19 protein-coding genes are annotated in these 18,012 nt (G+C 69.2%); 13 read left to right on the forward strand and 6 right to left on the reverse strand.

Going from position 1 to position 18,012, the window contains the following annotated elements:
• Positions 1–11: 11 nt before the first annotated feature.
• The 3 genes from ACZ5EF_RS04905 to ACZ5EF_RS04915 form a co-directional block, all read right to left on the reverse strand.
• Positions 12–1,382 (reverse strand): cystathionine beta-synthase, encoded by a 1,371-nt coding sequence (locus tag ACZ5EF_RS04905; protein WP_346063769.1) that lies wholly within the window; start codon positions 1,380–1,382, stop codon positions 12–14.
• 79 nt (positions 1,383–1,461) lie between these two features.
• The gene (locus ACZ5EF_RS04910) at positions 1,462–2,361 is read right to left on the reverse strand and encodes an alpha/beta fold hydrolase (protein WP_346063768.1); all 900 of its coding nucleotides are present in this window, start codon (positions 2,359–2,361) and stop codon (positions 1,462–1,464) included.
• Positions 2,358–4,346: a pyrroloquinoline quinone-dependent dehydrogenase gene (locus ACZ5EF_RS04915; RefSeq protein ID WP_346063767.1), complete on the reverse strand. Its 1,989-nt coding sequence runs from the start codon at positions 4,344–4,346 to the stop codon at positions 2,358–2,360. Before ACZ5EF_RS04915 ends, ACZ5EF_RS04910 begins: the two co-directional genes overlap by 4 nt.
• A 180-nt stretch (positions 4,347–4,526) precedes the next feature.
• Between ACZ5EF_RS04915 and ACZ5EF_RS04920 the strand changes: the two genes are divergently transcribed.
• Both ACZ5EF_RS04920 and ACZ5EF_RS04925 read left to right on the forward strand, forming a co-directional pair.
• Positions 4,527–4,847 (forward strand): hypothetical protein, encoded by a 321-nt coding sequence (locus ACZ5EF_RS04920; protein WP_346063766.1) that lies wholly within the window; start codon positions 4,527–4,529, stop codon positions 4,845–4,847.
• Between the two features lie 115 nt (positions 4,848–4,962).
• A complete protein-coding gene (locus ACZ5EF_RS04925; protein ID WP_346063765.1) occupies positions 4,963–5,841 on the forward strand; it encodes a hypothetical protein in 879 nt (292 codons plus the stop codon).
• A 7-nt stretch (positions 5,842–5,848) separates the two neighbouring features.
• Here ACZ5EF_RS04925 and ACZ5EF_RS04930 read toward each other — a convergent pair whose 3' ends face one another.
• A complete protein-coding gene (locus ACZ5EF_RS04930) occupies positions 5,849–6,328 on the reverse strand; it encodes a nucleoside deaminase (RefSeq protein WP_346063764.1) in 480 nt (159 codons plus the stop codon).
• 153 nt (positions 6,329–6,481) lie between these two features.
• Here ACZ5EF_RS04930 and ACZ5EF_RS04935 point away from each other — a divergent pair, with 153 nt between their 5' ends.
• Positions 6,482–7,561, forward strand: coding sequence for an NAD(P)-dependent alcohol dehydrogenase (locus ACZ5EF_RS04935; RefSeq protein WP_346063763.1), 1,080 nt, complete (start codon positions 6,482–6,484; stop codon positions 7,559–7,561).
• 86 nt (positions 7,562–7,647) lie between these two features.
• A complete protein-coding gene (locus ACZ5EF_RS04940) occupies positions 7,648–8,094 on the forward strand; it encodes a universal stress protein (RefSeq protein WP_346063762.1) in 447 nt (148 codons plus the stop codon).
• 71 nt (positions 8,095–8,165) lie between these two features.
• Here the strand turns inward: ACZ5EF_RS04940 and ACZ5EF_RS04945 are convergent, their stop codons facing one another.
• Together ACZ5EF_RS04945 and ACZ5EF_RS04950 are read right to left on the reverse strand one after the other, a co-directional pair.
• On the reverse strand, positions 8,166–8,822 hold the full coding sequence (locus tag ACZ5EF_RS04945; RefSeq protein WP_346063761.1) for a 2OG-Fe(II) oxygenase: 657 nt from the start codon (positions 8,820–8,822) through the stop codon (positions 8,166–8,168).
• Positions 8,823–8,910: 88 nt separating this feature from the next.
• Complete coding sequence (locus ACZ5EF_RS04950) at positions 8,911–9,534, reverse strand: CoA pyrophosphatase (RefSeq protein WP_346063760.1); 624 nt, start codon at positions 9,532–9,534, stop codon at positions 8,911–8,913.
• An 81-nt stretch (positions 9,535–9,615) separates the two neighbouring features.
• On the opposite strand from ACZ5EF_RS04950, the gene ACZ5EF_RS04955 reads away from it, so the two are divergent.
• The 9 genes from ACZ5EF_RS04955 (at position 9,616) to ACZ5EF_RS04995 (ending at position 18,006) form a co-directional block, all read left to right on the forward strand.
• The gene (locus ACZ5EF_RS04955; protein WP_195860349.1) at positions 9,616–10,173 is read left to right on the forward strand and encodes an NUDIX hydrolase; all 558 of its coding nucleotides are present in this window, start codon (positions 9,616–9,618) and stop codon (positions 10,171–10,173) included.
• Positions 10,174–10,216: 43 nt separating this feature from the next.
• Positions 10,217–11,170 carry a sugar-binding transcriptional regulator gene (locus tag ACZ5EF_RS04960; RefSeq protein WP_346063759.1) on the forward strand — a complete coding sequence of 318 codons (954 nt, stop codon included), beginning with the start codon at positions 10,217–10,219 and terminating at the stop codon, positions 11,168–11,170.
• A 153-nt stretch (positions 11,171–11,323) separates the two neighbouring features.
• On the forward strand, positions 11,324–12,643 hold the full coding sequence (locus ACZ5EF_RS04965) for an ABC transporter substrate-binding protein (protein WP_346063758.1): 1,320 nt from the start codon (positions 11,324–11,326) through the stop codon (positions 12,641–12,643).
• A gap of 63 nt (positions 12,644–12,706) precedes the next feature.
• On the forward strand, positions 12,707–13,594 hold the full coding sequence (locus ACZ5EF_RS04970) for a carbohydrate ABC transporter permease (protein ID WP_346063757.1): 888 nt from the start codon (positions 12,707–12,709) through the stop codon (positions 13,592–13,594).
• A gap of 121 nt (positions 13,595–13,715) precedes the next feature.
• A complete protein-coding gene (locus tag ACZ5EF_RS04975; RefSeq protein WP_346063961.1) occupies positions 13,716–14,576 on the forward strand; it encodes a carbohydrate ABC transporter permease in 861 nt (286 codons plus the stop codon).
• A gap of 15 nt (positions 14,577–14,591) precedes the next feature.
• Positions 14,592–15,737, forward strand: a complete 1,146-nt coding sequence (locus ACZ5EF_RS04980) for an ABC transporter ATP-binding protein (protein ID WP_346063756.1) — start codon at positions 14,592–14,594, stop codon at positions 15,735–15,737.
• Between the two features lie 11 nt (positions 15,738–15,748).
• On the forward strand, positions 15,749–16,426 hold the full coding sequence (locus ACZ5EF_RS04985) for an HAD family hydrolase (protein WP_346063755.1): 678 nt from the start codon (positions 15,749–15,751) through the stop codon (positions 16,424–16,426).
• 60 nt (positions 16,427–16,486) lie between these two features.
• Positions 16,487–17,275, forward strand: a complete 789-nt coding sequence (locus tag ACZ5EF_RS04990) for an L-iditol 2-dehydrogenase (RefSeq protein WP_346063754.1) — start codon at positions 16,487–16,489, stop codon at positions 17,273–17,275.
• Between the two features lie 95 nt (positions 17,276–17,370).
• Complete coding sequence (locus ACZ5EF_RS04995) at positions 17,371–18,006, forward strand: nucleoside/nucleotide kinase family protein (RefSeq protein WP_346063753.1); 636 nt, start codon at positions 17,371–17,373, stop codon at positions 18,004–18,006.
• The last annotated feature ends 6 nt before the right edge of the window (positions 18,007–18,012 follow it).

An 18,012-nucleotide genomic window follows, 5' to 3' on the forward strand; every position in this document is an offset into this window, starting at 1 on the left:
GCCATCTCCCTTCAGTCGATCCGGCGCCGCAGATAATTGAGCAGGTCGATCCGCGTGATCAGGCCATGGAAACAGTCGCCCTCGGTGACGATGGCCACGTGGTCTTCCTGGAACACCGCCATCAGCTCGTCCAGGCCGGCGCCGGGGGGGAGCTCCTGGAGCTGGGTGATCATCGCCTCGCGCACCGGCGACGTGAAGTGGTCCACGTGGCCGTACACCGCCATCAGCACGTCCGACTCGTCGATGATGCCGACCACCCGGTCGCCCTCCATCACCGGCAGCTGGGAGACGTCGTAGAGCTTCATGCGCGCGTAGGCGGTGGTCAGCGGCTCGTCGGGGGCCACCACGATGGTGTCGTGCTCGGCATAGGGGTGGCGGATCAGGTCGCGCAGATCGCCGTAGTGGTGACGCTCGATAAAGCCCTGGTCCTCCATCCAGTGCTCGTTGAACATCTTGGAGAGGTACTTGTTGCCGGTGTCGCAGACGAAGGTCACCACCCGCTTGGGCCGGGTCTGGGCGCGGCAGTAGCGCAGTGCCGCCGCCAGGCAGGTGCCGGTGGAGGTGCCGCCGAGGATGCCCTCGCGGCGCAGCAGCTCGCGGCCGCACAGCAGGCTCTCCTTGTCGCCGACGGTGATCGCCTGGCGTACCCGGGAGAGGTCGGCGATGGGCGGCACGAAGTCCTCGCCGATGCCCTCGATCAGCCAGCTGCCGCTCTCGGTACTGAGCCGGCCGGTGCGCACGTACTCGGCCAGCACCGAGCCCTCGGGGTCGGCGAGGATCAGCTCCACCTGGGGGGCGGCCCTGGCGAAACAGCGCGACAGGCCGGTGATGGTGCCGCTCGAGCCGACGCCGCACACCACGGCGTCGAGGCGTCCGTCCATCTGGCTGAGGATCTCCGGGCCGGTGCCCCGCTCGTGGGCCAGGGGGTTGGCGGGGTTACCGAACTGGTTGACGAAGACCGCGCCGGGCGTCTCCCGGGCGATGGCCGCGGCCTTGTCCTGGTAGTACTCCGGGTGGCCCTTGGCCACGTCCGAGCGGGTCAGCACCACCTCGGCGCCCATGGCCTTGAGATTGAAGATCTTCTCGCGGCTCATCTTGTCGGGGATCACCAGGATCACGCGGTAGCCCTTCTGCTGCGCCACCAGCGCCAGGGCCAGGCCGGTATTGCCGGCGGTGCCCTCGACCAGGGTGCCGCCCGGCTGGAGTTCGCCCGAGGCCTCGGCGGCCTCGACCATCGACAGCCCGATGCGGTCCTTGATCGAGCCGGTCGGGTTCAGGTGTTCCAGCTTCAGGTAGAGCTCGCAGGGGCCGGTGTCGAGACTGGCGACCCGCACCATCGGCGTATTGCCGATCAGGGCCATGGCATTCGCGAAAGGTTGCATCGCTGCCTCCGGAAGTGGCGCCTTCCCTTCCTCAGTGTAGGAGGCCCGGTGACTGGCGTCGGGCCGTGAGGCGGGCGCCTCAGGCCACCTCGGCGAGGAAGCCGCGCAGTACGGCCAGGGTCTCGTCGGGATGGCTACGGGTCACCCAGTGGGAGCCGGGCAGGCGGGCGATACGCAGGTCGCGGACATAGTCGCCGAGGTTGCCGTAGCTGACCTCGGCGACGAAGGGATCGCGCTCGGCGATGATCAGCTGCACCGGGCAGGTGACGCTGTCCCGGGGCGGCAGCGGCGGCGGGTGCAGGACGTTCTGGCGGTACAGCGCCATGGGGCCCAGGGTCAGGGCACGCACCTGGGCGCGGTCCTCGTCGAGCAGCGGATCCCCCTTGGGCACGCCGGCCAGGCGCAGCACCCATTGCCAGCCGCGCACGCCGGCCAGGCGCCAGAGTGCCTCGCCCAGCGGCCAGACGATCAGCGGGACGGTGTAGCCGGCGCGCAGCAACTGGGCGGCCGCGACGGCGGTGCGTCGCGGCCGTCCGCTGGTCAGTTCCTCCCGGGCCCAGCGCAACCAGATCGCCAGATGGGGCCCGGAGACAAAGCTCCAGCTGCGTACCCGCCGGCCGTAGTCGGGATGGGTGACATAGGACCAGCCGACGCTGGCGCCCCAGTCATGGCCCACCAGGTGCAGGCGCTCGGCGCCCAGCGCCTGGACCGCGGCCTCGATATCTTCCAGCAGGCGGTCGATGCGGTAGCGCCGCGCCGGCTGGCGGGGCTCGCCGGCGGGAATACCCGGCCAATCGAGGCTGGCCACCCGGTACGTATCGCCAAGGGCCAGCATGATCTCCCGCCACATGCGCTGGCTGTCCGGGTAGCCATGGAGGAAGAGCACCAGGGGCCGCGCCGGGTCGCCGCCGTGGCGCAGGTGCAGCCGGTAGCCGTCGCGCTCGACGAGCCGCTCCTCCAGCGCGGTTGGGCCACTCATTGTGCCTCCGGCAGGGCGTAGGCGACGATGGCGTCGCCGGGGTCGGAGAGCACATGGCCGCCGGCGGCGACCACCAGGAACTGGCGCCGCTCGGGGCCTAGCCGGTAGGTCAGCGGCGTGGCGTGGGCGGAGTAGGGCAGGCGGGTGCGCCAGAGCCGCTCGCCGCTGGTCAGGTCGAAGGCGCGCAGGTAGTTGTCCGGGGTGGCGGCGATAAATACCAGGCCGCCGGCGGTGACGATGGGGCCGCCGATATTGGGCACGCCCCATTCGAACCATAGCGGCCAGGGCGCCAGGCCGCGCAGGGAGCCCAGCGGCACCTCCCAGCGGACCTCACCGGCCGCCAGGTCCACGGCGGTGAGGGTGCCCCAGGGCGGGGCGCTGCAGGGGGCGCCGAAGGGCGAGCGCAGCAGCTCCACGCTGACCGCATAGGGGGTGCCGCGCATCTCGCCATAGAGGCGGTTGGCGTTGGCCAGGCCGCCGGCGTCGGTGCCTCGCTCCTCCTCGGGCAGGGCCTCGAATTCCTCCCGGGGGATCAGTTGCACCGCGGTGGGCACCCGCGACTGGTTGACCACCATCAGGTTGGCGGCGGGGTCGAAGGCGCCGCCGCCCCAGTTGATGCCGCCGGTGGCGGCGGGATAGGCCACCGTGCCCTGGAGGCTCGGCGGGGTGAACAGGCCCTCGGAGCGCCGCGCCTCGATCTGGCGACGGCAGCGGCCGCGGTCCCAGAAGGTGAAGCCCCAGGCCTCCTCGGGGCCGAGCTCTGGCGGGAAGAGGCTCGGCGGCTTGACCGGGAAGGGCTGGGTGGGGGAGAGCCAGTCGCCGGGCACCGGGTCCTGGGGCACCGGGCGCTCCTCGACCGGGTGCAGGGGCTCGCCGGTCTCCCGGTGCAGCACGAAGACATGGCCGGTCTTGGTGGCGGCCACCACCGCCGGCACCGGGCCGTCGGCGGTGTCGAGCTCGATCAGCGAGGGCTGGGCGCCGACGTCATAGTCCCAGAGGTCGTGGTGCACGGTCTGGAAGTGCCAGGCCACCCGGCCGGCCCGCTCGCCGCGGGTATGCAGGGCGACCACCGAGGAGGCGTAGTGGTCGAGGCCTCCGCGCTGGCCGCCGAAGTAGTCCGGCGGGGCATTGCCGGTGGGCACGAAGAGCAGGCCGCGCTCGGGGTCGGCGCTCATGGGCGCCCAGACATTGGCGGTGGAACGGCGATAGGGGCCCTCGGCGGGCGTCCGGGGCTGGTCGGGGGGAATCGGGTCCCAGGCCCAGGCCAGCTCACCGCGGCGGGCGTCGAAGGCGCGCACCACCCCCGGCGGGGCGTTGGCGCGCACGTTGTCGGCGACCAGGGCGCCCACCACCACCAGGTCGTCCACCACCAGGGGCGAGGAGGTGATGTAGTACTCCCAGGCGGGGATGTCGTCGCCGAGGTCGTCGCGCAGGGCCAGGCGGCCGGCCTCGCCGAAGTCCGCGCAGGGGCGGCCGGTGGCGGCGTCCAGGGCGATCAGCTCGGCGTCCTGGGTGCCGGTGAAGATCCGCTCGCGGCAGGCGTCGCCGGGGGCGGCCGCGTCGTCCTCCCAGTAGGCCACGCCGCGGCAGATCATCGGGTAGGCGCCGTGCAGCTCGCGCAGCTCGAGCTCGGGGTCGAAGGTCCACAGCTCCTCGCCGGTCTCGGGATGCAGGGCGATGACCCGGTTGTAGGGGGTACAGAAGATCAGCCGCTCGCCGACCACGATGGGGGTGACCTGCAGGGAGGTGCGGGTCTGGCCGGTCTCGCCGGCGGAGAAGTCGCCGTGGTGGTAGCGCCAGGCCTCTTCCAGGTGGGCGACGTTGTCGACGCGGATCTGGTCGAGGGGCGAGTAGCGCTGCCCGGCCAGGTTCTGGCCGTAGTGGGGCCAGTCGGCGGTGGGGCCGCTGAGGTCCGGCGGCGGCGGGGACGAGGGAAAGTTGCGCGCCACCAGCAATAGCGCCACGGCCAGGAGTGCCACTAGCATCCATTTCCAGTGCATGGTCATGCCTCCCGCTCGGCTGGTCTCCCATGCAGTGAAGCTAGTTCATCGCCGCCGGCTCGGCGAACCGGGGAGGTTCATGGACTTTCTCGGCGAACGACGCCAATCTTTGACGACATAGCGCCGGATGCCTCCGGCGCTGCCAGCCCCGAAAAGGAGACACCGATGGGCCGACTCTTTACCCTGATCGTGGTGGCGGGCCTCGTCTATGGCGGGCTCTATTTCGTCTATGGCGTGAAGGTCAAGCAGGGGGTGGCGGAGCAACTGGATGCCTATGGCCTGGAGCGCCTGGAGGTGAAGAAGGTCGACTATGAGCCCCTGGCGCCGCTACGGACCGAGGCCACCGTCACCGCCCTCCTTATCTATCGGGGGGCCGAAGCCCAACTGGACATCCGCGTCATCGGGCATCCGATCTTCTCCGAGGAGATGCGCCTGGAGCTGCAGGGCCTGCAGGCCCTGCGGCTGACCATCGGCGCCGGCCAGTAGGCGCCCCTGTCTCCACCCCCTGGGGCCCCTCCCGAGCCCGGCGCCCTGGCTATGCTGTAGGGATATAAGGCGCCACCGGCGATGGTCGCGTCGCCTCGGCGCCGGGGAGGGCGGCATGGCGATATCCCTGAGCGCGGCCCTGGGCCGCGAATACGAGCGACTGTTCGAGAGCTGCGACATTCGTCCCGGGCAGCGGGCCCTGGTGGAGCGCGTCTGCCAGCGCCTGGTCCGGGACCGGTCCCGCTACGAGGCGGTGACCGCCCGCCAGGGGGTGCCCTGGGCCTTCGTGGCGGCGGTGCATCAGCTGGAATCCGGCGGCGACTTCCGCCGCCACCTGCATAACGGCGACCCCCTGAGCGGGCGCACCGTGCGGGTGCCGGCGGGGCGTCCCAAGCGTGGTTCGCCGCCCTTCTCCTGGGAGGAGAGCGCCGCCGATGCCCTGGCCCTCAAGCGCCTGGGCGGGCGCACCGACTGGAGCCTGGCGGGGCTGCTCTATCAACTGGAGCGCTACAACGGCTGGGGCTACCGCCGCTATCACCCCCATGTGCTGTCGCCCTATCTGTGGAGCGGCTCGGTGCACTACGAACGGGGCAAGTACGTGGCCGATGGGCGCTGGTCGGAGACGGCGGTCTCCAAGCAGATCGGCGCGGCGGTGCTGCTGCGGCGGCTGGCCGAACTCGGCGAGATCGCGCTGGGCGAGGCGCCGCCGCCGTCTCGGCCGGCGGAGGCCGAGGCGGATCGCGTCGAGGCGGTCGATACGCTGGCTGCCGAGGTGGCCAGGGGCGCGGCATCGCCGCCGCTGGTCTCGCGGCACGCCATGCGCCCGGGGCGCGCCCCCGAGGCGCGCAAGGCGGAGCACCTGCAGCGCTGGCTGAATACCTTCCCCGGCCTCTTCCTGCGCGTGGACGGGATCCCCGGGGATCGCACCTCCACGGCCTATCGACGGGTCACCGGGCATTACCTGCCCGGCGATTCGCGGGGATCGCGGAGGTGACGGCGTCTTAATCCTGACCGTGACGACGGCGATGCAGGGCATGCACCCGGTCATCGAGGCCCGCCACCGGGCCCTCCACCGCGAGGCCGGGCACGACCTGGCGGATCGGCAGCGGCGCCACCGGGCCCGGGGACACGCCCATGGCCTCCAGCCAGGTGCCGAGCTGGGCGGAGGAGCTGATATAGACGATGCGCCCCAGGCCGACCCAGCCATGGGCGGCGGCGCACATCGGGCAGTGCTCGCCGGAGGTGTAGACGGTGGCCGCGGCCCGGGCCTCGGGGCTCAGGTGCTCGGCGGCCCAGCGGGCGATGGCGAATTCCGGGTGGCGGGTGGCATCGCCGCCGGCGATGCGATTGCGATCCTCGAACAGCACCTCGCCCTCGGCGGAGACCAGCACCGAGCCGAAGGGCTCGTCGCCGGCGGCCAGGGCCTCCTCGGCGAGGGTCAGGCAGCGTTGCAGATAGGGCATCTCGTGATCAGGTCTCATGGTTTTCCTCCTCGGTCTCTTCAGGAGTGTAAGCCAGGCCCGGGGCGCCTTCGGAACAAAGCTTGATCCAGCGCAACTCGCGCTGGCGATTCTTGTGCTGAACTGAAGTGGATATGGCCCACGGTTACCGCTGACTCTGCCAAGGAGAGCCCCATGCCCGCCATGATGAAAGCCGCCATCTTCGTCGAACCCGGCCGCATCGAGATCGATGACAAGCCGATTCCCGAGATCGGCCCCAATGACGCCCTGATCCGAGTGACCACCACCACCATCTGCGGTACCGACGTGCATATCCTCAAGGGCGAGTACCCGGTGGAGACGGGGCTGACCATCGGCCACGAGCCGGTGGGAGTCATCGAGAAGCTGGGCGCCAATGTGCAAGGCTACCGGGAGGGGCAGCGGGTGATCGCCGGGGCCATCTGCCCCAGCTTTACCTCCTACGCCTGCCAGGACGGTTGCAGTTCTCAGGATGGCGGTCACCATGCCCACGGCTACAAGCCGATGGGCGGCTGGCGCTTCGGCAACACCATCGACGGCGCCCAGGCCGAGTACCTGCGGGTGCCGGACGCTCAGGCCAACCTGTCGCCAGTGCCGGATGGCCTCAGCGACGAGCAGGTGCTGATGTGCCCGGACATCATGTCCACCGGCTTCGCCGGGGCCGAGTCGGCCGGTATCAAGATCGGCGACACCGTGGCGGTCTTCGCCCAGGGGCCGATCGGACTGTGTGCCACCGCCGGGGCCCGGCTGCGCGGTGCCGGCCTGATCATCGCCGTGGATGGCGTCGACGAGCGCCTGGCCATGGCCAGGCAACTGGGCGCCGATGTGGTGATCGACTTCCGCAAGGTGGATGTGGTCTCCGAGATCCTCAGGCTCACCGGCGGCCGCGGCGTGGATGCTTCTATTGAGGCGCTGGGCCTGCAGTCCACCTTCGAGGCGGCGCTGCGGGTGCTCAAGCCCGGCGGCACCCTGTCGAGCCTGGGGGTCTATTCCGGCGACCTGACGATTCCCCTGGACGCCTTCTGTGCCGGCCTGGGGGATCACAAGATCGTTACCTCGCTGTGCCCCGGCGGCAAGGAGCGCATGCGCCGGCTGATGCAGATCATCGATAGCGAGCGCCTCGACCTGGGGCCCATGGTCACCCACCGCTATGACCTGGAGAACATCGTCGAGGCCTATGAGCTCTTCTCCCATCAGCGCGACGGCGTGCTCAAGGTGGCGATCCGGGCCGGTTGATGCCGATGTCGGGCCGGGGCGTCGCCCGCTCCGGCCGATGATGACCGAGGCGTCGAGCGGCGCCATGTCTATGCAGGGGGTTCATTATGTTCCAGTCGATACTCGTACCCGTGGATGGCTCCGCCCATGCGGAGAAGGCGCTCGAGGTGGCGGCGCAGCTGGCCACCCCGCCGGCCAGGCTCTACCTGATCAATGTGCAGCAGCCGCCGAATGATATCGGCCTGCTGGTGGGGGGCAGCGGCATGCCGGTCAGCGAGGAGGTGATCCAGAAACTGGTCAAGGAACGCGAAGACGACGCCCGCAAGATCCTCGACAAGGCCTATGCGGCGGTGAAGCTCGACGGTCTCCAGGTGGAAGAGATGATCGCCAAGGGGCGTCCGGCGGAGGCCATCGTCGCCGAGGCCGAGGCCCTCCAGGTGGAAGCCATCGTCATGGGGAGTCGCGGCATGAGCGACCTCAAGGGCATGGTGATCGGCAGCGTCTCCCATCGGGTCGGGCATACCGCCCACTGCACGGTGATCACCGTCAACTAGGGGCCCTCGGCACTAACGCTCTTACCCTCGCGAGGCGCCATTCGGCGCCTCGCTGCATTGTGGCCGTCTCTTCAGTAGGCCGGGTCGATAACGCCGTTGAGGGAGGCGTTGCGGCGGAACCAGCCGGCGATGCTGGCGCGGGGCCGGGCGGTGGGCAGCACCTCGTGGGGCACTCGGTCGGCGAGGAAGCAGGCGAAGTTGCCCGCCTCGGGGCGTACCCGGGCCACCTCGCGGCGCTCGTCCTCGGGGTCATAGAGCACCATTTCGCCGCCATCCGCCGGGCCCCAGTCGGGGTTGAGGTAGCCGACCGTGGAGACCACCCGGTTGGCGCGGCCGCGGAAGCTGTCCCGATGCTTCTTGTAGAAGGTGCCGGGGCCGTAGTGGGCGAAGTGGGCCTCGAACTCGAAGAGCCCCAGGTAGAGGGCCCGGTTGAGCTCCTGCTGGAGCTCCGCCATGGCGCCCAGGTAGTGGCGCTGGGGCAGGGTGGTGCGGTCCAGCCAGTGGATGGTGTCGCCGCGGATATCGCGGCGCAGGCTGTGATCCTCGCCGCGGCCGATGCCGGCGGTGTGCATGGCCTGGCGGGCGACCCGCTCCTCCAGCTCGTCATGCAGGGCCCGGCACAGCTCGGCGTCGATGACCCCCTCGCCGAGGTACCAGCCGCGCTCGACCAGGGCATCCACCAGCTCGGTGAGGGTGGCGGGGGCGAGGGAGGGAATGGCCAGGCTCATGGGCGCTCCAGGCGGCGGGCGGGGCGGGGGAGAGAGCAGCAGAGGTGCCCGTCGGCGGGCGCGTAACCTAAGGCGGGAATGACCAGGCTCATGGGTGCTCCAGGCGGCGAGGGGGGTAGTAGCAGAGGCGCCCCTCGGCGGGTGGGTGATAGAGGCTGATGGGGCGCTCGAAGCCCTCCGCGAGCAGCTCCACCAGCATCATCGCCGAGAGGCCCCAGATCACCTGGCCATCCACATGGTAGCTGGGCACATAGTGGGGGCGTCCCTCCACGGTGATCACGTCGGTGTGGTTGCGGCGATCCTCCAGGAAGAGCCGCAGCGGCACCTCGAAGATGGTGTCCAGCTCGCCGGGGTCGGGGACCAGCGGCAGGTCGGGGGGGATCAGCCCCACGAAGGGCGTGACCCTGAGCCCATGCAGGGAGATGACGTCGCTGAGGCGACCCAGCAGCTCGACCTGACCCCGCGCCAGGGCGATCTCCTCCTCGGCCTCGCGCAGGGCGGTGGCCAGCAGGTCGGGGTCGTGCTCCTCGCGCTTGCCGCCGGGGAAGGCCACCTGGCCGCGATGGGTATTGAGGTGGGCGGCGCGGCGGGTGAACAGCAGGGTCGGTTCGGGGCGGTCGACGATGGGCAAGAGTACCGCGGCCTCGGGCAGTTGAAGGATGACGCGGCCGGGACGGTGTGCTTGCAGGCGCTCGCGAAGTTTCTCTAACATGGGGCTCTCACACGATTTCTCTTCTTGTACTTAGCCCCCGGAAAGGCGTCAAGGGCAAGCCGAGCATCCCGCGAGGAGCCGATGAATTTCTGCAGCCACTGTGGCCATACCGTTCGCTTCGCCATTCCCGAGGGCGATGACCGTCCCCGCTACCTCTGCGACGCCTGCGGCACCATCCATTACCAGAACCCGCGCATCGTCGCCGGTACCTTGCCGGTGCGGGGCACCAAGATCCTGCTCTGCCGGCGCGCCATCGCGCCGCGCAAGGGCTTCTGGACCCTGCCCGCCGGTTTCATGGAGAACGCCGAGACCACCGTCCAGGCGGCGGCCCGGGAGACCCGCGAGGAGGCCTGCGCCGAGGTGGCCATCCAGGGACTCTACACCCTGATCAACCTGCCCCATATCAACCAGGTCTATATGATCTTCCTGGCCGACCTGGAGGGCGGCTTCGACGCCGGTCCCGAGAGCCTGGAGGTGGCGCTCTTCGAGGAGGAGGAGATTCCCTGGGACGAGCTCGCCTTTCCCACCATCGAGCGCACCCTGCATCACTTCTATGCCGACCGCCGCGGCGAGGCCTTTCCCCTGCATATCAGCGATATCACCGCCGAGGATCGGGAGCGCTACTTCGGTTCCGCCTAAGAGAGGCTCCGCCTGGGGGGACGATCAGCATAAGGAAACGGTATTGGACAAGTTCGAGGTGAAGCTGGATCAGGCGGCGCGGGCCGCCTGGATGTCCTTCGTGGGTGGCATGACCCAGGACGAGATTGCCCAGCAACTGGGGGTGTCGCGTCCCGGGGTGCAGCGCCTGCTGGCCCTGGCCCGCCAGGAGGGCCTGATCAAGGTGCATATCGACCACCCGGTGGCGGCCTGCATGGCCATGTCCAGTGCCATCCGCCAGCACTTCGGCCTGGATTTCTGCGACGTGGTGCCGGCCGAGCCGGAGGCCGCCGATGGCGCCGCCCACTACCTGGCCGTGGCCGGCGCCGAGCGCGTCAGTCGGCTGGTGGAACGCAGTGAGCCCCTGACCCTGGCGCTGGGCACCGGGCGCTCCATTCGCGCCACGGTGGAGGCGATCAGTCGCGTCGAGCGGCCTCAGCATCGCTTCGTCTCCCTGGTGGGCAACGTGGCCCGGGACGGCTCCTCCAACCGCTACGACGGCGTCATGGTGCTGGCCGACAAGACCGGCGGCGAGCGCTTTTTGCTGCCGGCGCCGGTGGTGGCGGGCACGGTGGCAGAGAAGGAGGCCATGCAGCAGCAGCGGCTCTTCCAGTCCGTCGCCGAGGTGGCCCGCCAGGCCGAGACCGCCTATATCGGCATCGGCAAGATCGACCGTCAGGCCACCCTCTTCCAAGACCACTTTATCTCCGAGGGCGAGCTGGACGAACTATTGACCCTCGAGGCCGTGGGCGAGCTGCTGGGCTGGCCGATGAATGCCCGGGGCGAGGTGATCGACTGCTCGACCAGTCGCCGCATCACTAGCCTGCCGCTGGAGATGCTCGCCGACCAGCCGCTGGTGGCGCTCGCCGGCGGGCGCGACAAGGCGCCGGCCATCCTCGCCGCCCTGCGCGGCGGCTGGCTCAAGGGACTGGTCACCGACGAGGTGGCGGCGCGCTATATCGTCGAGCGGGCGGGGTGACCTTCCCGCCGAGGTAATGCCCTCTCCGACCAAAGTCTAGGCGTCTCGGCTTTGCTTTTTTTGGGACTCTGTCTGATCATTTGATTGGTAGATGATCAAAATAATCAAGATGGCACGACAGATAACAACGCGAGTCCCGCAAAGGAGCCCATCATGAAGCTCACCCGAGCCCTGCCACTGGCCACCCTGGCAGCCGCCATCGCCGCCGCCTCTCAGGCCCAGGCACAGACCGAGATCACCGTGGCCACCGTCAACAACAACGACATGGTGATCATGCAGAGCCTGACCAGCGAGTTCGAGCAGGCCCACCCCGACCTCAGCGTCGACTGGGTCATCCTGGAAGAGAACGTGTTGCGCCAGCGCCTGACCACCGATATCGCCACCGGCGGCGGTCAGTTCGATGTCATGACCATCGGCACCTACGAGGTGCCGATCTGGGCCGAGCGGGAGTGGCTGGTGCCGCTCACCGAGCTGCCCGCCGACTACGAGGTCGAGGACCTGCTCAAGCCGGTGCGCGATGGCCTCTCCCACGACGGTAGCCTCCACGCGCTGCCCTTCTACGGCGAGAGCTCGATGCTCTACTACCGCACCGACCTCTTCGAGGAGCATGGCATCACGATGCCGGAGCAGCCGACCTGGGAAGCGGCCCGCGACTGGGCCAGCCAGATCCACGATCCCGACAACGGTACCTATGGCATCTGCCTGCGCGGCAAGCCGGGCTGGGGCGAGAACATGGCCTTCGTCTCGACCCTGGTGAACACCTTCGGCGGGCGCTGGTTCGACGAAGCATGGCAGCCGCAGATCAACTCCCCCGAGTGGCAGGAGGCGATCGCCTTCTATGTCGACCTGCTCGGCAACTATGGCCCGCCCGGCGCCAGCTCCAACGGCTTCAACGAGAACCTGGCACTGTTCTCCGGCGGGCGCTGCGCCATGTGGGTCGATGCCACCTCGGCGGCGGGGCGCCTCTTCGATCCCCGCGAGTCGGACGTGGCCGAGGTGCTGGGCTTCTCCCAGGCGCCGGTCGCCGTGACCCCCAAGGGCTCCCACTGGCTGTGGTCCTGGTCGCTGGCCATCCCGGCCTCGTCCGAGCGCCAGGAGGCCGCCCGCCGGTTCATCACCTGGGCGACGTCGCAGGAGTACATCGAGCTGGTGGGCGAGCGCGAGGGCTGGACCAGCGTGCCGCCGGGCACCCGGACGTCCACCTACGAGGACGCACGCTACGTCGAGGCGGCGCCCTTCGCCAGCTTCGTGCTCGAGGCGATGCAGAACGCCGACCCCACCGACTCGACCCTGGAGCCGAGCCCCTATGTGGGCGTGCAGTTCGCCGGTATCCCGGAGTTCCAGGCCATCGGCACCCAGGTCGGCCAGATGGTGGCCGCGGCGCTGACCGGACAGATGCCGGTGCAGCAGGCGCTGGACAGCGCCCAGCGCAGTGCCGAGCGCACCATGCGCCAGGCCGGCTACTACGACTGATTCGAGCGATAGGGCCGACCGGTAGGCCGGCCCCCTTCACCCCGCTACCCAATGGTAACGCCCATGAGTACTCGCGCTTCCGGACGTACCGTCGGTGGCCTGCGCTCCCTGTCGCTGCAGGCCCCGGCCGTCACGCTCCTGCTGATCTGGATGTTGATCCCCCTGGGCATGACCCTGTGGTTCTCCTTCCAGCGCTACAACCTGTTGATGCCCGGCATGGAGCAGTTCGCCGGCCTGGAGAACTACCGATACCTGCTCACCGACCCGGCGCTGTGGTCGGCCATGGGCACCACCCTGGTACTGGTGGGCTCGGTGCTGGCGATCTCGGTGATCGGCGGCACCCTGCTGGCGGTGCTCTACCAGCAGGAGTTCTTCGGCCGTGGCATCGCCCGGGTGCTGGCCATCTCGCCCTTCTTCATCATGCCCACCGTCAGCGCCCTGGTGTGGAAGAACATGATGATGCACCCGGTCAATGGCGTGCTGGCCTGGTTCACCGGCCTGTTCGGCCTACCGGCCATCGATTGGTTCTCCTCCTATCCGCTGCTGTCGATCATCGTCATCGTCGCCTGGCAGTGGCTGCCCTTTGCCCTGCTGATCCTGCTCACCGCCCTGCAGTCCCTGGACGATGACCAGGTCGAGGCGGCGCGCATGGACGGGGCGGGCCCCGTGGCCGTCTTCTTCTTCATCACCCTGCCGCACCTCAAGCGGGCAATCAGCGTGGTGATCATGATCCAGATGATCTTCCTGCTGACCATCTTCGCCGAGATCTTCGTCACCACCTCGGGCGGTCCCGGCCTGGCCACCACCAACCTGGCCTACCTGATCTATATCCGCGCGCTGCTGGAGTTCGACGTGGGTGGCGCCTCGGCGGGCGGGGTCATCGCCATCGTCCTGGCCAATATCGTGGCGATCTTCCTGATCCGCATGGTCGCCAGGAACCTGGAAGAGTAGTCCCTGGAAGCCTAGCGCCGCGTCACCCGATGTCATCGCGGGCCCGGGAGGCCCGCGACCCGAATCACGAGGTCACAAGATGTTCAACAAGACACCCACCACCGCACCGGCCACGGCCGCGATGCCCCCGGGCCAGCAGGCGCTGGCCGGCCAGGGCATCGGTGGGGCCCTGCTGCGCCATAAGCGCCTCTGGCTGGCCCTGCTGGCCTGGACCATCACCTTCGTCATCTTCTTCCCGATCCTGTGGATGGTGCTCACCGGCTTCAAGACCGAGGCCCAGGCCATCGCCACGCCGACGCTGTTCTTCACCCCGACCCTGGAGAGCTATGAGGCCGTACATGCCCGGGCCGACTACCTGCACTTCGCCTGGAACAGCGTCGCCGTCTCCGTGGGCTCGACCCTGCTGGCGCTGCTGATCGGCATCCCGGCGGCCTATTCCATGGCCTTCCTGCCCACCCAGCGCACCAAGGGCACCCTGCTGTGGATGCTCTCCACCAAGATGCTGCCACCGGTGGGCGTGCTGGTGCCGATCTACCTGATCTTCCGCGACCTGGGCATGCTGGATACCCGCACCGGCCTGACCGTCGTCTATACGCTGATGAACCTGCCGATCGTCATCTGGATGCTTTACACCTTCTTCAAGGACCTGCCCAAGGACATCCTCGAGGCGGGGCGCATGGACGGCGCCAGCACCCTGCAGGAGGTGTGCTTCCTGCTGATCCCGCTGACCCTGCCGGGTATCGCCTCCACCGGCCTGTTGTCGGTGATCCTGAGCTGGAACGAGGCCTTCTGGAGCCTCAACCTGACCTCGTCCCGGGCGGCGCCCCTGACCGCCTATATCGCCTCCTTCTCCAGCCCCGAAGGGCTCTTCTGGGCCAAGCTTTCGGCCGCCTCGACCATGGCCGTCGCGCCCATTCTGATCTTCGGTTGGCTCACCCAGAAACAGATGGTCCGCGGCCTCACCTTCGGCGCCGTCAAGTAACCAAGGAGCCCCAACATGGCAACACTACAACTCAAGCAGGTCACCAAGAGCTTCGGCGACACCGACGTCATCAAGGGCGTCGACCTGGAGGTCAACGACAGGGAGTTCGTGGTCTTCGTCGGTCCCTCCGGCTGCGGCAAGTCGACCCTGCTGCGCATCATCGCCGGACTCGAAAGCGCCACCTCCGGTGACCTGGTCATCGATGGCCAGCGCATCAACGACGTGGGCCCGGCCGACCGCGGCCTGGCCATGGTCTTCCAGAGCTATGCGCTCTATCCGCACATGACCGTCGAGGACAACATGGGCTTCAGCCTGCGCCTGGCCGGCGTCGGCAAGGAGGCGCGCCGCGAGAAGGTCCGCGAGGCGGCGCGCATCCTGCAGCTCGAGCCGCTGCTCGACCGCAAGCCCAAGGCCCTCTCCGGCGGCCAGCGCCAGCGGGTGGCCATCGGCCGGGCCATCGTGCGCAACCCCAGCATCTTCCTGTTCGACGAGCCGCTCTCCAACCTGGACGCGGCCCTGCGGGTGCAGATGCGCATCGAGCTGGCGCGGCTCCACGAGGAGCTCGACGCCACCATGATCTACGTCACCCACGACCAGATCGAGGCCATGACCATGGCCGACAAGATCGTCGTGCTGCAGGGCGGCGTAGTGGAGCAGGTGGGCTCGCCCATGGAGCTCTACCACCATCCCCGCAATCGCTTCGTGGCCGGCTTCATCGGCTCGCCGAAGATGAACTTCCTCGAGGTCTCGGCCCCCGATGCCACGGCCGAGGGGGTCGAGGTGACCCTGCCTGGTGGCGAACGCTGCCGGGTGCCGGTGAGCGGCGAGCGCCTGGCCTCGGGCGACGCCCTGGAGCTGGGCATCCGTCCCGAGCACCTGGTGCTCGACGATGCCGGCCCCCTGGAGGGCGTCATCCAGGTGATCGAGCGTCTCGGCGGCCAGACCTCCCTCTACCTGAAGATGGGTGACGACCTGATCACCCTGATGGCCGATGGCGACGTGCCCCACCGGATCAACGAGCGAGTGCGTTTCGGCTTCGTGCCGCACCGCGCGCATCTCTTTGACGGCCAGGGACTAGCGCTGCCGAGCCTGGATCGCCACCCCCTGGCCGGCCTGCGCCGCCAGGACAACCGGGCGGCGACCGGCGTCAACGGCGCCTGAGGGGGGAGTTCATGGAGACCTTGATCTTCGACTGCGATGGCGTGCTGGTGGACAGCGAGGCGATCGCCGAGGCGACCCTGGTGGCGCTGCTCGGCGAGTGGCTGCCGGACCTCGACGCCGACACCGTGCTTAGCCAGGCGCTGGGCATGACCACCGCCAATATCCTGCGCCATCTGGAGGAGCTGAGTGCCCACCGGCTGCCGGATGATGCCACCGAGCGGGTGGACGAGACCATCGAGGCGCGGCTGGCCGAGGAGCTCCGGGCCATGCCGGGGGTGGCCGCGGCCATCGACGCCATCGACCTGCCCAAGGCGGTGGTCTCCAACAGCCGGCGCCAGCGGGTGCTGGCATCGCTGGCTACCACCGGTCTCGACTCCCGCCTCGGCGGGGCACCGATCTTTACCGCCGAGCAGGTGGCCCGGCCCAAGCCGGACCCCGCCCTCTACCGGCTGGCTGCCGAGACCCTGGGGGTAGCGCCGGCGCGCTGCCTGGTGGTGGAGGACAGCGTCTCCGGGGCCACCGCCGCCCATGCCGCCGGCATGACGGTGATCGGCTTCACCGGCGCCAGTCATGTGCAGCCGGGCCAGGCCGAACGCCTGGCCGCCGCCGGCGCCTGGCGGGTGATCGATGACATGCGGGACCTGACCTCCCTGGTGGCCGCCTGGCGTGCCCCGCGCCGGCACGGCTGAGCGCATGCTTGGTTCTCCACCTTCCCATCGCATTTCACCTCACATAGCGAGGCACGCAGCATGAAATTGAAGGACAAGATCGGCGTCATCACCGGTGGCGCCCGCGGCATCGGCCTGGCCATCGCCCGGGCCTATCTGGAGGAGGGGGCCAGCGTGGTGGTGGCCGATATCGACCAGGGCGCCATCGACGAGGCCCTGACCACCCTGCAGGGGGAGGGCCACGCCGCCGAGCGGCTGATGGGCCTGCGCCTGGACGTCTGCGACCGCCAGGCCATCGACGCCATGGTGGAAAGCGTCACCGAGCGCTTCGGCGGCATCGACATCCTGGTCAACAACGCCGCCGTCTTCGACATGGCCCCGGTCCTGGAGGTCACCGAGGCCAGCTACGACAAGCAGTTCGCGGTCAACGTCAAGGGCCTGTTCTTCACCCTCCAGGCGGTGGCCAGGGCGATGGTCGCACGCGGCCAGGGCGGGCGGATCATCAATATGTCCTCCCAGGCCGGGCGTCGCGGCGAGCCGCTGGTGAGCCTGTACTGCGCCACCAAGGCGGCGGTGATCAGCCTCACCCAGTCCTGCGGCCTGGACCTGATCAAGCACGGCATCCGCGTCAACGGCATCGCCCCCGGGGTGGTGGACACCCCCATGTGGGAGGAGGTGGACGCGCTCTTCGCCCGTTACGAGCAGCGTCCCCTCGGCGAGAAGAAACGCCTGGTGGGCGAGGCGGTGCCCTACGGACGCATGGGCCACCCGGACGATTACGCCGGTCCGGCGGTCTTCCTGGCCAGTGACGACAGCGAGTACGTGGTCGCCCAGACGCTGAACGTCGACGGCGGCAACTGGATGAGCTGAGCCATGGACAAGGCGCCAAGCAGCGGCGGTGTCACGGCGACCCGGGGCGGGGCATCATGACGCTCGTGAACCCCACCGATGACAGGAGAGACGCCATGAGTTCCGCCCCCCGTGTCGAGTCGCTGACCGAGATGACCCGCCGCGTCCTCGACGCCGCCGAGGGCCATGCCCGCTTCCTGGTGGCCCTGGCCGGGCCACCCGGGGCCGGCAAGTCCTACTGCTCGGAGCGGCTCTGCGCGGCCATCGACGCCGAGCTTCCGGGCCAGGCGGTGGTGGTGCCCATGGACGGCTACCACTTCGACAATACCGTTCTCGGCGAGACGCAGCTGCCGATCAAGGGCGCGCCCCACACCTTCGATGCCGAGGGGCTAGGCGTCGACCTGGAGCGCATCCGCCGTCACGACGCCACGGTGGCGGTGCCGATCTTCGACCGTCCCCTGGACCTGGCCCGCGCCGGTGGCCGCCTGGTGACCCCGGCGCATCGCTTCGTGATCGTCGAGGGCAATTACCTGCTGCTCGACCAGGGGCCCTGGCGGGCCCTGCATGGCCTCTTCGATCTCCGGGTGATGCTCGAGGTGGACGACGCCACCCTCGAGCGGCGCCTGGTCGAGCGCTGGCTGACCATGGGCCAGGACGAGGCCGGCGCGCGCCTCAAGGCCCGCGACAAGGACATGCTCAACGCCCGCCTGGTCAAGACCTTATCCATTCCGCCCGATCTGGTGTGGCGCTGACGCCAT

This window comes from Bisbaumannia salifodinae (genome assembly GCF_055388505.1).

Excerpts from the sequence above, each read along its gene's own strand:
- ACZ5EF_RS04940 (WP_346063762.1), top strand. The coding sequence starts at position 7,648 with ATGTTCCAGTCGATACTCGTACCCGTGGATGGCTCCGCCCATGCGGAG.
- ACZ5EF_RS04970 (WP_346063757.1), top strand. The coding sequence starts at position 12,707 with ATGAGTACTCGCGCTTCCGGACGTACCGTCGGTGGCCTGCGCTCCCTG.
- ACZ5EF_RS04910 (WP_346063768.1), bottom strand. The coding sequence starts at position 2,361 with ATGAGTGGCCCAACCGCGCTGGAGGAGCGGCTCGTCGAGCGCGACGGC.
- ACZ5EF_RS04990 (WP_346063754.1), top strand. The coding sequence starts at position 16,487 with ATGAAATTGAAGGACAAGATCGGCGTCATCACCGGTGGCGCCCGCGGC.
- ACZ5EF_RS04930 (WP_346063764.1), bottom strand. The coding sequence starts at position 6,328 with ATGAGACCTGATCACGAGATGCCCTATCTGCAACGCTGCCTGACCCTC.
- ACZ5EF_RS04975 (WP_346063961.1), top strand. The coding sequence starts at position 13,716 with ATGCCCCCGGGCCAGCAGGCGCTGGCCGGCCAGGGCATCGGTGGGGCC.
- ACZ5EF_RS04980 (WP_346063756.1), top strand. The coding sequence starts at position 14,592 with ATGGCAACACTACAACTCAAGCAGGTCACCAAGAGCTTCGGCGACACC.
- ACZ5EF_RS04925 (WP_346063765.1), top strand. The coding sequence starts at position 4,963 with ATGGCGATATCCCTGAGCGCGGCCCTGGGCCGCGAATACGAGCGACTG.
- ACZ5EF_RS04905 (WP_346063769.1), bottom strand. The coding sequence starts at position 1,382 with ATGCAACCTTTCGCGAATGCCATGGCCCTGATCGGCAATACGCCGATG.
- ACZ5EF_RS04920 (WP_346063766.1), top strand. The coding sequence starts at position 4,527 with ATGGGCCGACTCTTTACCCTGATCGTGGTGGCGGGCCTCGTCTATGGC.
- ACZ5EF_RS04995 (WP_346063753.1), top strand. The coding sequence starts at position 17,371 with ATGAGTTCCGCCCCCCGTGTCGAGTCGCTGACCGAGATGACCCGCCGC.
- ACZ5EF_RS04985 (WP_346063755.1), top strand. The coding sequence starts at position 15,749 with ATGGAGACCTTGATCTTCGACTGCGATGGCGTGCTGGTGGACAGCGAG.
- ACZ5EF_RS04945 (WP_346063761.1), bottom strand. The coding sequence starts at position 8,822 with ATGAGCCTGGCCATTCCCTCCCTCGCCCCCGCCACCCTCACCGAGCTG.
- ACZ5EF_RS04950 (WP_346063760.1), bottom strand. The coding sequence starts at position 9,534 with ATGTTAGAGAAACTTCGCGAGCGCCTGCAAGCACACCGTCCCGGCCGC.
- ACZ5EF_RS04915 (WP_346063767.1), bottom strand. The coding sequence starts at position 4,346 with ATGCTAGTGGCACTCCTGGCCGTGGCGCTATTGCTGGTGGCGCGCAAC.
- ACZ5EF_RS04965 (WP_346063758.1), top strand. The coding sequence starts at position 11,324 with ATGAAGCTCACCCGAGCCCTGCCACTGGCCACCCTGGCAGCCGCCATC.
- ACZ5EF_RS04935 (WP_346063763.1), top strand. The coding sequence starts at position 6,482 with ATGCCCGCCATGATGAAAGCCGCCATCTTCGTCGAACCCGGCCGCATC.
- ACZ5EF_RS04955 (WP_195860349.1), top strand. The coding sequence starts at position 9,616 with ATGAATTTCTGCAGCCACTGTGGCCATACCGTTCGCTTCGCCATTCCC.